Raw genomic sequence first — 12,940 nt, 5'->3', positions numbered from 1 at the left:
AGGACAATTTACAGGAGCCTTCCATGACCGACCCCACTCCTCTGTCGTCCCTTTCGTCCGCGCTCGCGGATGTCGTGACGCGCACCGCGCCATCCGTCGTCGCCGTGTATTCGCATCGCTCCCGCGCCACCGGCTTCGTCTGGAAACCCGGCTTGATCGTCACCGCCGACGAAGCGCTGGCCGACGAGGGCGATATCCAGATCAGCCTCCCCGACGGCAGCACCGCGGCCGCCACAATCGTCGGCCGCGACCATACGACCGACATCGCGCTGTTGCGCACCGATGCCAGTCTTGCGCCGGTCAAGCTGGCCGCGACCGTTCCGCCCCTCGGCACGCTGTCGGTCGTCGTCGCCACCGATCGCGATGCGCCGAGCGCGGCGCTCGGCATGGTATCACTGTCCGGCAAGAGCTGGCGCTCCTTGCGCGGCGGCGACATCGATGCGCGGATCGAGCTCGACGTACGCCTGCGCTTCGCGCAACAAGGCGGGCTCGCGCTCGATGCATCAGGCGACGCCTTCGGCATGGCCGTGCTCGGGCCGCGGCGGGTCCTGGTGATCCCGACGGCGACAATCGAGCGGGTCGCGGCACAGCTCGAGGCGCGCGGCCGCATCGCCCGCGGATATCTCGGCCTCGGGCTCCAGCCGGTGCGGCTCGACGATGGCATCGGCGCGATGGTGATGAATGTCGACAAGGCCGGCCCTTCGGCTGCGGCCGGCATCCGCCAGGGCGACGTCATCGTGGCGGTTAACGACCAGAAGCTCTCCGGCGTGCGTGCGCTGTCGCGGACGCTGGGACCTGCGAGCGTCGGCACGGTCGTCGATGTCGCGGTGCGCCGCGGCGGCGAGCCAGTCAGCTTCAAGGTCACGATCGGCGAGAGGCCCGAGGCGTGAGCGAGGACAACGCGCCCGAGATCGTGCTCGCCCTGGAGATCGACGATCCCGCCCTCGCCGATCGCCTGGCGGTCTTGCTCGGCAACATCGCCGGGCTTCGGCTCGCCGCGCCCGGCGAGGCCGCCACGGCGACGGTCATGGCGCGCGATCCGCGCAGCATGCCGGAAGACATCGCGCTGACGCAGCGCGAGCTCGATGTCCTGGCGCTGATGGCGGAAGGCGCGTCCAACAAGCTGATCGCGCGCCAGCTCGGCATCTCCGTGCACACGGTCAAATTCCACGTCGGTTCGCTGCTCGACAAGCTGGATGCCACCGGCCGCACCGACGCGGTCGCGCATCCGGCACGCCGCGGCGTGATCGAGCTATGACGCCGTCAGCTCCTATCGCGCTGATGTCGCCGGGAAGCTGAGCCGGACCGTGAGGCCCGGCGCATTGTCGTGCAGTGCAATCTCGGCGCCATGGAGACCGGCAACGGCCGCGACCAGGCTCAAGCCCAGACCGTTGCCCGGCGTGTAACGGCTCTGTTCGAGCCGGTAGAAGCGCTTGAACACGTGATCGCGCTCTCCGGTGGGAATGCCCGGGCCATCGTCGGCGATCGCGATCACCGCCCCGCCACCGGCGCTGCGACAGGTCACGGTGACCTGCCCGCCCGCGCGGCCGTGCTTTATCGCGTTGTCGACCAGATTGGCGATGGCGTCGAACAGCAGGTCGCGGTCCCCCGTAATCGCCACCTGGCGGTCGCCGTCAAGGCTGAGGCGGGTCGCCACCTGCTCGGCCGCGGCGTCATAGAGTTCGACGACCTCGCCGGCGATTTCAGCGAGGTCGAGCGCACGAAACGCACTCCGGCGGGCGCGGGTCTCGATCTCCGAGATCCGCGTGATGGAAGCGAACATGCCGAGCACCGAATCGAGATCGGCGATGGTGTCGCCGATCAGCACCGCATCGGCCTCACCATTGCGCGGGGTGTGATAGGCCTTTTCCAGCCGGCCGCGCATGCGCGTCAGCGGCGTGCGCAGATCGTGGGCGACGTTGTCGCTGACCTGCTTGACCTCACCCATCAGCGTCTCGATGCGGTCGAGCATCTGGTTGAGGTTTTCGGCGACGCGGTCCCACTCGTCGTGACTGCCGCGCAAGGGAATGCGCCGGTCGAGCCCCGACAGCATGATGGCGCGGCTGGTCGCATTGATCTCCTCGATCCGTCCGACCGTGCGCCGCGTCACCAGCACGGCCGCGACCCCGGCCAGCACGGCCAGCAGCACGGCGACGGCGACCATCGCGAGCTCGATCATCGCGGTGAAGCCGCTGTGATCGCCGGCGTCGCCGACCCGGCCCTGCACATAGGCGATCGTGCCGAAATAGACATAGGCCATGATCGCCGCGACGATCAGGCCGAACGCCGCGATCGCGATCAGTGCCAGACGGAAGGTGGAGGAGCGGAGCGTCTTAGCCAGGAGCACGGATGCAATATCCGATGCCGCGGATCGTATGGATCAGCGGATAGGCCTGGGCATCGTCGACCTTGCGGCGGACCCGCCCGACATAGACGTCGATGATGTTGGTGGAGGGATCGAAATGCAGATCCCAGACATGCTGGAGCAGCATCGCCCGGGAGACGACGCGGCCTTCGTTGCGGACGAGATATTCGAGCAGCTGAAACTCGCGCGGCAGCAGCGGAATTTTCCGGCCGCGCCGGCTGGCGTTGCGCGCGATCAGGTCGATGGCGAGATCGCCGACCCGCAGGATGGTTTCCTTGGCGACGGTCTCGCTGCGGCGGCCGAGCGCCTCGAGGCGCGCCAGCAGCTCGACGAAGGAGAACGGCTTGACGAGATAGTCATCGCCCCCGGCGCGCAAACCGCGCACGCGGTCGTCAACCTCGCCGAGCGCGGAGATGATCAGGAAGGGTGCGGCGATGCCGTCGTCGCGCAACTGGCGCATCACGGCGATGCCGTCGATGTCGGGCAGCATGCGGTCGATGGTGATCACGGCATAGTCGCGGGCGACGCCGTGGCTCAGGGCTTCACGACCCGTCGCGGCAAGATCGACGTCGTAGCCCGAGTTGGTGAGTTCCTCGACGAGCTGGCCTGCGGTTTCCGGATCGTCCTCGACGACCAGAATGCGGCGGTGACCTCCGGTCATGCAAAACTCCGCGCGACGATCGCCACCAGACTATCCCGTTCCGGGGCTGAGCGGAACCGCCCGGTGGCGATCGCGACAATGGTGCGGTACCGCGATGCGACTACCAATAGTCTCCGCACACATTGACCCATTGCCATCCATAGGGCGTCAAGCTCCTGCGCCAGCAACCATCGTCGTAATAGTTGGCATAGTTGGCATAGAAGAACGGCGCGCCGACGAAAGCGAACCGGTTGAAGCGGTGACGGTGGAAGAAGGCATGGCGGCCAATGAACGGCCTGCCGTGCCAGCCCGGGCCAGCAAACCGCGGGCCGAAAGCGGCGCGGGTCGCTAATGGTGCACCGGCAAAGCGCGGCCCGATGGCGGCGCGGGCAGCCATTGGCGAGCCGACGAAGCGGGCTCCACCGAAGCCCGGGCCGCCAGCAAAGCGCGCGCCACCCATGCCGCCGAAACCACCCGCGCGCATGCCGCCGAAGCCACCCGCATGCATTCCGCCGCCACCGAAATGCCCGCCACCGCCAAAGCCGCCATGGCCGCCACCGCCGAAGCCGCCACCGCCATGGCCTCCGCCACCGCCGCCACGGGCAAGCGCAGGTGAAGCGAGCGCCATCATTGCGGCGAGCGTCACCGCAGTGACGCCTTTGAGAAGCCTGTTGTCCATCGAAGCATCCTCCGTGCTGCGCGGCGATCTTTCTGCCGCGCGAGGAGGATCAGATGAGAGGAAGGGACAGGCACCTTCAACTTACAAACGCGCCAGATTCTGACGCAGGTGTTAGGGACGAACGCTCTTTCGCTCCCTCACCCCGTTCTGACGGGGAGAGGGTGGGGTGAGAGGCTGCGTCCCGCCAAGGTGATCTAAAAAGTGATCGCAACGCTTGTCCCGTGCACCGTCAAGTTACGAGCCGGAGGGGCCTTTGATCCGGTCAGCCGCATGCCTTGCCTCACCTGGATCGCTAGCGCGATCCGACCTCTCCCCGCAAGAGCGGGGAGAGGTTAAAGTATCACGCCCGCTTGCCGCCGTTCCTCTCGGCCGCCCGGCGCATGGCCTCCGCGAGGGCGCCGCCGCCGGAGGATTCCTGGTTGCGCGGGGCCGACGACGTCATGCGCGCGGGGTTTCGCGAGCTGTTGTCCCGCTGCATGCCGGGCGCGTCCTTCTTGGCGCCGACCTCGTCGTCGAGGCGCAATGTCAGCGAGATGCGCTTGCGGGCGACTTCGAAGTCCAGCACCTTCACCTTGACGATGTCTCCGGGCTTCACCACCTCGCGCGGATCCTTGATGTAGTTCCTGGACATCGCCGAGATGTGAACCAGGCCGTCCTGGTGCACGCCGATATCGACGAAGGCGCCGAAGGCGGCAACGTTGGTCACGGTCCCCTCGAGGATCATGCCCTTCTGGAGATGCTTGATCTCCTCGACACCCTCCTTGAACACCGCGGCCTTGAACGCCGGACGCGGATCGCGGCCGGGCTTCTCGAGCTCGCGCAGGATGTCGGTGACGGTCGGCAGACCAAAGGTCTCGTCGACGAAATCTTTCGGCTTCAGCGTACGCACGATCTCGCTGCTGCCGATCAGCGCCTTGATGTCACTCTTGGTGGCGCTGAGAATCCGGCGCACCACGGGATAGGCTTCCGGATGCACGCCGGACGCATCGAGCGGGTCCTCGCCGCCGAGGATGCGCAGGAAGCCGGCGCATTGCTCGAACGCCTTCGGGCCGAGCCGCGGCACGTCCTTCAGCGCCTTGCGCGACTTGAACGGGCCGTTGGCGTCGCGGTGGGCCACGATGCTCGAGGCCAGGCCGGAGCCGACACCCGACACGCGGGCCAGAAGTGGCGCCGAGGCGGTGTTGACGTCGACGCCGACCGCGTTCACGCAGTCCTCGACCACGGCATCGAGCGACTTGGCGAGCTTGGCCTGGCCGAGGTCGTGCTGGTACTGGCCGACGCCGATCGCCTTGGGCTCGATCTTGACGAGCTCGGCGAGCGGGTCCTGGAGACGGCGGGCGATCGAGACTGCGCCTCGCAGGGTGACGTCGAGACCCGGCAACTCCTCCGAGGCGAAGGCCGAGGCCGAATAGACCGACGCGCCGGCTTCCGACACCACGATCTTGGTCATCTTCAGCTCGGCCAGGCCCTTGACGAGATCGCCTGCGAGCTTGTCGGTTTCGCGCGAGGCGGTGCCGTTGCCGATCGCGATCAGCTCGACACGATGCTTCAGCGCAAGCTTGCCGAGGATCGCAAGCGCCTCGTTCCACTGCCGCTGCGGCTCGTGCGGATAGATCACGGCAGTATCGACCACCTTGCCGGTCGCGTCGGTGACGGCGACCTTGACGCCGGTGCGGTAGCCCGGATCGAGGCCCATGGTGACACGGGTGCCGGCGGGTGCCGCGAGCAGCAGGTCGCGCAAATTGGAAGCGAACACGCGCACGGCCTCGGTCTCGGCGGCATTCCACAGCCGCATGCGCAGGTCGATGTTGAGATGCACCTGGATCTTGGTGCGCCAGGCCCAGCGCACGGTGTCGATCAGCCAGCGGTCGCCGGCGCGCTTGAGGTCGGCGATGCCGAACCGCTTCATGATCTTCAATTCATAAGCGCTCGGCACGCCCGGCGGCGACGCTTCGGCTTCGGCCTGCATCTGAAGGTCGAGGATTTCCTCCTTCTCGCCGCGGAACATCGCGAGGATGCGGTGCGACGGGAGCTTCGTCAGCGGCTCGGAGAACTCGAAATAGTCGGCGAACTTTTCGCCCTCGGTCTTCTTGCCCTCGCGCACCTTGGAGGCCATGCGCGCGTTGGTCCACATCTCTTCGCGCAAAGCACCGATCAGGTCGGCGTCTTCGTCGAAGCGCTCGACCAGGATGGCGCGGGCGCCATCGAGCGCGGCAGCGGCATCGGCAACGCCCTTCTCGGCGTTGATGAAAGTTTCGGCCACGACCTTCGGATCGTTGCCCGGCTCTGCCATCAGCTGATTGGCCAGCGGCTCGAGACCGGCTTCCTTGGCGATCTCGGCCTTGGTGCGGCGCTTCGGCTTGAACGGCAGATAGATGTCTTCCAGGCGCGCCTTGCTGTCGGCGGCGAGAATGGAGGCTTCCAGCGCCGCATCGAGCTTGCCCTGCTCGCGGACCGATTCGAGGATGGCTTTGCGGCGGTCTTCGAGCTCGCGCAGATAGCCCAGGCGCTCCTCCAGGGTGCGCAATTGCGCGTCGTCGAGCGCACCGGTCGCTTCCTTGCGGTAGCGGGCGATGAAGGGAACCGTGGCGCCGCCGTCGAGCAACGTCACCGTCGCCTCGACCTGCTCCGCCCGTACCCCAAGCTCCTGCGCAATTTTCTGGTTGATATTTGCCACGCGAGAATCCCTCTATCCAAGCACGCGACGCGGGGGCGAACCACCGGCAGCGGGACGCCGCTTATGGACCAACCGAGGTTGATTCATCAAGGTGCGGCGCGCAACCGTCGACAGAGGATTTTTTTGTTGAACCGGATGCGATCTCGCCACATTCGTGGGTGCCTGCACCCCCGCTTGTGCCTTGACATGCGCCTCCGTTCCACGGCTGGTTCATCCGCCGGACCACCGAACTCCACACGAGGACTGCAATGCGGACAGCATCGGTCGGCGTCTTCAGGGTCGCCACCAAGGGCCCCGGCGACGTCTCCGGCCTCATGGCCATGATCGGCTCCGGCGCGATCGACCCGACAACGATTTTGGCCATCCTCGGCAAGACCGAAGGCAATGGCGGCGTCAACGATTTTACGCGGGAATATGCCGTTGCTGCGTTGTGCACCGCGCTGGCGCCAGAACTCGGCCTTTCGCCAGAGGCGGTCGAGCAGCGCATCGCCTTCGTGATATCGGGCGGCACCGAAGGCGTGCTCAGCCCGCATATCACGGTGTTCACGCGGCGCCAGGCTGAGCGCCCGGCAGGCATGTCCGGCAAGCGCTTGAGCATCGGCATGGCGCACACGCGGGACTTCCTCCCCGAAGAGATCGGCCGCTCCGCACAGATCATGGAAACGGCCAAGGCGGTGACTGCCGCGATGGCGGATGCCGGCATCACCGATCCCGCCGACGTCCATTTCGTGCAGATCAAATGCCCGCTGCTCACCAGCGACCGCGTCGAAACAGCAAACGCGCGCGGCAACAAGACGGCCACGACCAGCGCCTACAGCTCAATGGCCTATTCGCGCGGCGCCTCCGCGCTTGGGGTCGCGGTCGCGCTCGACGAGATCGCTTCCGATGTTGGCGACGACGACGTGCTGCGGCGCTACGATCTGTTCTCGTCGGTTGCGTCCACCTCGTCCGGGATCGAGCTGATGCACAACGTCATCATCGTGCTCGGCAACTCGGCGTCTTCAGCAGGCGAGTTCGAGATCGGCCACGCCGTGATGAACGATGCGATCGATGCCCCGGCGGTGGTGTCGGCGTTGAACAGCGTCGGGCTTGGTGTTGGCCTTGGTGTTGGGCTTGGCGTCGCGCCGCTAGCCACCGAGGGCCGCGAGCTCGTCAACATCTTCGCCAAGGCCGAGGCCTCGCCTGATGGCAGCGTGCGCGGCTTCCGCCACACCATGCTCGAAGATACCGACATCAGCTCGACGCGCCACGCCCGCGCGGCCGTCGGCGGCCTGATCGCCGGCCTCGCCGGCACCGGCGCGGTCTATGTCTCCGGTGGTGCCGAGCATCAGGGGCCGGCGGGCGGCGGCCCGGTTGCGGTGATCGCAAGGCTGTCTTAATGACGCGGCGACCTCTCCGCCCGGCGCAACCCTGCCCTTCGCGCCGGCTCAGTTGATTCACGCGGGCCCTTGCGAAAAAGGTGACGCCGCTACCCACGGGGATTTTGACTTCATGACTTTGCCGATGAGCTGGAACGAATGGGCGCAGCACGATGGCGTCGGACTGGCAGCGCGCGTCCGCAAGGGCGAGCTGACGGCGAAGGAACTGGCGCGCCAGGCCGCCGCGGGCGTGGCCAAGGTCAATCCGGCACTGTCGGGCGTGGTCGAGCTGTTCGAGGACGTGATCGCCGATCCGGCCAAGGACGGAGCCAATCTTGCCGGCCCGTTCGCCGGCCTGCCCTTCCTGATGAAGGACCTCGGACCGACCATGAAGGGCCGGCTGCAGGAGATGGGCTCGCTGCTGATGCGCGGCAATCGCGCCGCGGCCGATACGTTCCTCACCGGTAAATTCCGTCAGGCAGGCCTCAACCTGATCGGACGCACCACGACGCCGGAATTCGGCGTGTGCAGCTCGGCCGACAATCCCGCCGTCTACGTGACGCGCAATCCCTGGAATACCGACTACACCACCTGCGGCTCGTCCGCGGGCAGCGCGGCGATGGTCGCGGCCGGCGTCGTCCCGATCGCGCATGCGACCGACGGCGGCGGCTCGATCCGCATTCCCGCCGGCGTCAACGGCAATATCGGGCTGAAGGTGTCGCGCGGCGTGTTCTCGCTGGCCCCGCACATGTCCGACCTCACCGGTCTCGTCTCGATCCAGGGCTGCCAGTCGCGCTCGGTGCGCGACACCGCTGCCTTCGTCGATCACGCGCGCGGGCCTGCGCCCGGCGAGTTCATGCCGTTCTGGACCACGGCGCAGCCCTATTCCGAGATGATCAAGCGCGACCCGTCAAAGCTTCGCATCGCGCTGTCGCACACCTGGGGCGACTACACTGCGACGCCGGAGATCGCCGCCGAGCTGGAGAAAACCGGCCGCTTCCTTGAAGGCCTCGGCCATCACGTCGAATACGCGCTGCCCGAACTCGACTTCCGCGCCGCGTTCGCGGCGCAGACCACCTGCTACATCAGCAATTTTGCCGTGGTGATCTCCAACATGCTCGCCGCACGCGGGATGGAAAAGCCACCGGAAGATCTGATCGAGCCCATGAACATCAGGATCTGGGAAGCCGGTCGGCACACGAGCTTCGCCGAGCGGGCGAAGATGCAAGGCGTGTTCAACACCACGTCACGCGGCTTCGGCGCGTTCTTCGAGCAGTGGGACGTGATCCTGACGCCGATCACCGCGTTGCCGACGCCGAAGGTCGGCACCAGGGAATATCTCACCATCTCCGAAAATCCTGACGTCCTCGACTGGTTCGGCAATCTCTGGCGCTTCTTCGCCTTCACGCCGCTCGCCAATCTCTGCGGCATGCCGGCGATCTCGATGCCGATGGCAGAGCAAGACCACGGCCTGCCGCTCGGCATCCAGGCCATCGCCAAGCAGGCCAATGACGGCCTGCTCCTGCAGCTCGCCGCCCAGATCGAGCGCGCGCTCGACGGCAAGTGGAACGGCGGCAAGAAGCCGAAGGTGCATGTGGGCTGAGAGATTGCGATCGCATTCAAAAGCGATCGCCCGCGATCTCAATTCTTCACCGTCGGGATCACCTCCGCCGGCTGCTGCTGACCCTGCCTGTACATCGCCAGCGCCTTGTCGAGGGCCTCGCGCAGCGCCAGCGCTGCGGCCACGCTGCAACGCAAGTGCGCGGTCTGGACCACGTCGACCCTGACGGCGGCACCGACCGGCATCAGCAGGTTCGCGGCGAGCTCGATCTGGATCGCGCCGTTGTGGTGTCCGAAGCAGGATGCGCCGTCGAAATAGATGATCGGTGCCCGTTCCGAGCTGGAGCTCGAAATGGTCACGGGCCCCTGATTGGTGGCGGGTGTTTCGGGGTCGGCCATGGGCACTCCTTAGGGCTAGTCGACGGACGAAGCGCCCACCATCGTTGCTTCGGCACACCATGTCGAGGCCAAACCGGCCCAGGCAGACCAGCCTGCGAACCTGCCTGATGAGCCCCTTTCGGGGTTTTGCGCGGCGCCCGACCTGGTCTAGAACGTCGTCATGTCCACTTCACCCACCACGCTGCCGTTCGAGGATCTCGCCGAGGCGATCAAGGGCCGCCGCTCCGACTACGGCCATATCAGCGGGCTCCAGCTCGACCGCTTCGCCCCCGCCGAGGCCTGGTCCAGCCTGCCCTATCGTCCGGTCTTCGTCGGCGACACCGAGACCGGCGTGCTGCATGGCGGCGTCGTCACCGCGATGCTGGACGAGAGCTGCGGCATGGCGGTGCAACTTGCGCTCGACGGCACGCGCGCGATCGCAACCCTGGATCTGCGCATCGATTATCAGAAGCCGGCGACACCGGGCCTCGACATCAAGGCGCATTCGGTCTGCTACCGCACCACGCGCTCGATCGCCTTCGTGCGCTCCACCGCCTATCAGGACTCCGAGGACGATCCGGTTGCAACCGCGACCGCCTGCTTCATGATCGGCGCCAATCGCACCAACATGCTCGCGGACCGCAGGATGGACTCGCGCAGCATCCCGACGCTGGAGGCGCCCGACGATCCGGACGGCCCGTTCGCCAACAGCCCGTTCGCGCGCTGCCTCGGCATTCGCGTCAATAACGACGGCACGCTGACGATGCCGTTCTCGCCGCAGATCATCGGCAATCCGATCCTGCCCGCGATCCATGGCGGCATGACCGGTGCTTTCCTCGAGACCTCCGCGATCCTCGGCGTGAGGCGCGAGCTCGGCATCGCCGCGCTGCCCAAGCCGATCGGACTCACCGTCAACTATCTGCGTTCCGGACGCGCCCTCGATACCGTCGCCAATGTCTCGATCGTGAAACAGGGCCGGCGTATCGTCGCCTTCGAGGCGCGGGCCTGGCAGGACGATGCGAACAAGCCGATCGCCACCGCTTTCGGCCATTTCATGCTGCGGCCAACGCCCGGAAGTGACGAGGAATAGGCGTATTTTCCCTTGACGACCGGAGTTCCGGCCACAACGATAGCGCGGTTCCTGCGAGAGGTATTGGATTGCGGCATCCGCTCGACATCATCGCCATGTTCGCCGCGCTCTGGCTGCTGGCGTCGATGGTGCTCGACGCGCTGACGCCGAAGGAGCTGACCGCGGTGATGATCGGCATCGCGATCGGGCCCGCCATCGTCATCACCGCCGTGTTCTATTATTTGCGCTGCCCGCGCACCGATTTCGCGGTGATGTTCGCAGCGCTCTGGCTGATCTCCGATATCGCCATTGCATTCATCTCGCCGACGCAGCTGCCGTATTTCCTGATCGCACTCGGCTTCGTGCCGGCCCTGCTGATCGGCATCGTGCTGCACTGGCAGCGCTTCCAGCACCGCCACGAGCGGCTGCCCGCGCCTTCGGTGAAGCGGGGCTAGCGCGGTAGCAGATTTGTTTTAGCGAGATCCAGCACCTCGTCGCCGCGCCCGTTCATCACGGCGCGCAACACCCAGAGGCTGAAACCCTTGATCTGCTCGGGCGTGATGGTCGGCGGCATCGACAGCTCCTGCTTCGCCGTGACGACGTCGAGCAGCGCGGGTCCGTCATGCGCCAGCATCTCCTTCACGGCGCCCGGAAGCTCGCCGGGGTCCTCGACGCGTTTGGCGAAAATGCCCATCGCGCGCGCCATCGCCGCGAAATCAGGATTCTCAAGATCGACATTGGTGTCGACGAACCCGGCCGCCTTCATCTCCAGCGCAACGAAGCCGAGCACGCCGTTGTTGAAGACCACGATTTTCACCGGCAGCTTCATCTGGGTCAGCGTGATCAGGTCACCCATCAGCATGGTGAAGCCGCCGTCACCGGAAAGCGAGATGATCTGGCGGCCGGGCTGCGAGGCCTGCGCGCCGATCGCCTGCGGCATCGCGTTGGCCATCGAGCCGTGCACGAACGAGCCGATCAGCCGGCGGCGGCCGTTCATGTCGAGATAGCGCGCGGCCCACACCGTGGGCGTGCCGACATCGGCGGTGAAGACGGCGTCGTCGGAGGCATGGTCGCTGATGACTTTTGCCAGATATTGCGGATGGATCGGTTTGCTGCCCGGTGTCCCCTTCGCAAGCGAGTCGAGCCCTTCGCGCGCCTTCTTGTAATGCGCGATGGCGTCGTCGAGATGCCTCCGCTGGGTCTTGGTCTTGAGCAGCGGCAGCAGCGCCTCGATGGTCAGCTTGACGTCGCCGACGAGGCCGAGATCGATCTTGCAGCGCCGTCCCAGATTTTCCGGGCGGATGTCGATCTGCGCGACCTGCGCATCGGTGGGGAAGAACTGCTTGTAAGGGAAATCGGTGCCGAGCATCACCAGCGCGTCGCAGGCGTGCATGGCGGCATAGCCTGAGGAGAAACCGATGAAGCCGGTCATGCCGACGTCGTAGGGGTTATCGTACTCGACATGCTCCTTGCCGCCGAGCGCATGCACGATCGGGCTCTTCAGTGCTTCGGCCAGCTGCATCAGCGGCGCATGCGCGCCGGCGCAGCCGCGGCCACAGAACAGGGTGATGCGCTCGGCGCCGTTCAGGAGGTCCGCGAGCGCCTTCAGCTCGTCGGCCTGCGGCACAACCTTCGGCGCCGACAGCGCGAGCCCGCGCGTCGTCGACAGCGCGCGCTTGGGCGGGCTGCGGAACGCGATGTCGCCGGGCATCGCGATAACCGCGACGCCGCGCAGGCCGACCGCCGCACGAATGGCGTTCTCGATCACGTAAGGCAGCTGGCTCGCATCCGACACCAGCTCGCAATAATGGCTGCACTCCCTGAACAGGTTTTGCGGATGGGTTTCCTGGAAATAGCCGCCGCCGATCTCCGCCGAGGGGATCTGCGCGGCGATCGCGAGCACGGGAACACGGCTGCGATGCGCGTCGAACAGCCCGTTGATCAGATGCAGATTGCCCGGGCCGCAGGAGCCTGCGCACACCGCAAGGCTTCCGGTCATCTCGGCTTCGCCGGCAGCCGCGAAGGCCGCCACCTCCTCGTGGCGGACATGAATCCATTCGATGGTGCCGCGGCGGCGCAGCGCCTCGGTGAGACCGTTCAGACTGTCGCCGACGATGCCGTAGATGCGCTTGACGCCGGCCTGCTCGAGCGTTGCCACGAACAGATCGGCTACGTTGTTGATCGCCATGTCGGTCTCCTGATCTCGCTGGTGCA

The 12,940-nt window shown here is 66.4% G+C and carries 12 protein-coding genes; 6 read left to right on the top strand and 6 right to left on the bottom strand.

What is annotated here, in order from left to right; all coding sequences use genetic code 11:
• The first annotated feature begins 23 nt into the window (after positions 1 to 23).
• Positions 24 to 890, top strand: a complete 867-nt coding sequence (locus CT676_RS19550) for a S1C family serine protease (protein WP_135215198.1) — start codon at positions 24 to 26, stop codon at positions 888 to 890.
• Positions 887 to 1,258, top strand: a complete 372-nt coding sequence (locus CT676_RS19545; RefSeq protein WP_135215197.1) for a helix-turn-helix transcriptional regulator — start codon at positions 887 to 889, stop codon at positions 1,256 to 1,258. The genes CT676_RS19550 and CT676_RS19545 overlap by 4 nt, the downstream gene beginning before the upstream one ends.
• A 12-nt stretch (positions 1,259 to 1,270) precedes the next feature.
• Here the strand turns inward: CT676_RS19545 and CT676_RS19540 are convergent, their stop codons facing one another.
• From CT676_RS19540 to CT676_RS19525, 4 genes are all read right to left on the bottom strand, one after another.
• Positions 1,271 to 2,347, bottom strand: a complete 1,077-nt coding sequence (locus CT676_RS19540) for a HAMP domain-containing sensor histidine kinase (protein ID WP_085399805.1) — start codon at positions 2,345 to 2,347, stop codon at positions 1,271 to 1,273.
• A complete protein-coding gene (locus CT676_RS19535) occupies positions 2,334 to 3,026 on the bottom strand; it encodes a response regulator transcription factor (protein ID WP_135215196.1) in 693 nt (230 codons plus the stop codon). The genes CT676_RS19540 and CT676_RS19535 overlap by 14 nt, the downstream gene beginning before the upstream one ends.
• A gap of 100 nt (positions 3,027 to 3,126) precedes the next feature.
• Positions 3,127 to 3,684 (bottom strand): hypothetical protein, encoded by a 558-nt coding sequence (locus tag CT676_RS19530; protein ID WP_085399804.1) that lies wholly within the window; start codon positions 3,682 to 3,684, stop codon positions 3,127 to 3,129.
• Between the two features lie 340 nt (positions 3,685 to 4,024).
• Complete coding sequence (locus tag CT676_RS19525) at positions 4,025 to 6,361, bottom strand: Tex family protein (RefSeq protein ID WP_085399803.1); 2,337 nt, start codon at positions 6,359 to 6,361, stop codon at positions 4,025 to 4,027.
• Positions 6,362 to 6,609: 248 nt separating this feature from the next.
• On the opposite strand from CT676_RS19525, the gene CT676_RS19520 reads away from it, so the two are divergent.
• Together CT676_RS19520 and CT676_RS19515 are read left to right on the top strand one after the other, a co-directional pair.
• Positions 6,610 to 7,740: a ring-opening amidohydrolase gene (locus tag CT676_RS19520; protein WP_085399802.1), complete on the top strand. Its 1,131-nt coding sequence runs from the start codon at positions 6,610 to 6,612 to the stop codon at positions 7,738 to 7,740.
• A 112-nt stretch (positions 7,741 to 7,852) separates the two neighbouring features.
• Entirely contained in the window at positions 7,853 to 9,322 is a 1,470-nt protein-coding gene (locus CT676_RS19515) for an amidase (RefSeq protein WP_167768098.1), read from the top strand.
• A gap of 38 nt (positions 9,323 to 9,360) precedes the next feature.
• On the opposite strand, the gene CT676_RS44115 is transcribed toward CT676_RS19515, so the two are convergent.
• Positions 9,361 to 9,678 (bottom strand): hypothetical protein, encoded by a 318-nt coding sequence (locus tag CT676_RS44115; protein ID WP_028151536.1) that lies wholly within the window; start codon positions 9,676 to 9,678, stop codon positions 9,361 to 9,363.
• A gap of 160 nt (positions 9,679 to 9,838) precedes the next feature.
• Here CT676_RS44115 and CT676_RS19505 point away from each other — a divergent pair, with 160 nt between their 5' ends.
• On the top strand, positions 9,839 to 10,747 hold the full coding sequence (locus CT676_RS19505) for a PaaI family thioesterase (protein ID WP_135215195.1): 909 nt from the start codon (positions 9,839 to 9,841) through the stop codon (positions 10,745 to 10,747).
• A gap of 68 nt (positions 10,748 to 10,815) precedes the next feature.
• On the top strand, positions 10,816 to 11,181 hold the full coding sequence (locus CT676_RS19500; RefSeq protein WP_038942774.1) for a hypothetical protein: 366 nt from the start codon (positions 10,816 to 10,818) through the stop codon (positions 11,179 to 11,181).
• Here the strand turns inward: CT676_RS19500 and poxB are convergent.
• Positions 11,178 to 12,914 (bottom strand): ubiquinone-dependent pyruvate dehydrogenase, encoded by a 1,737-nt coding sequence (gene poxB / locus CT676_RS19495; protein WP_085399837.1) that lies wholly within the window; start codon positions 12,912 to 12,914, stop codon positions 11,178 to 11,180. The two genes, CT676_RS19500 and poxB, sit on opposite strands and share 4 nt — an antisense overlap.
• Positions 12,915 to 12,940 lie beyond the last annotated feature (26 nt).

Origin of the sequence: Bradyrhizobium sp. MOS001 (assembly GCF_004634465.1) — a bacterium.
Lineage (GTDB): Bacteria > Pseudomonadota > Alphaproteobacteria > Rhizobiales > Xanthobacteraceae > Bradyrhizobium > Bradyrhizobium barranii.
The sequence above is the reverse complement of the archived record's forward strand: the minus strand, read 5'-3'. Positions and strand labels throughout refer to the sequence as shown.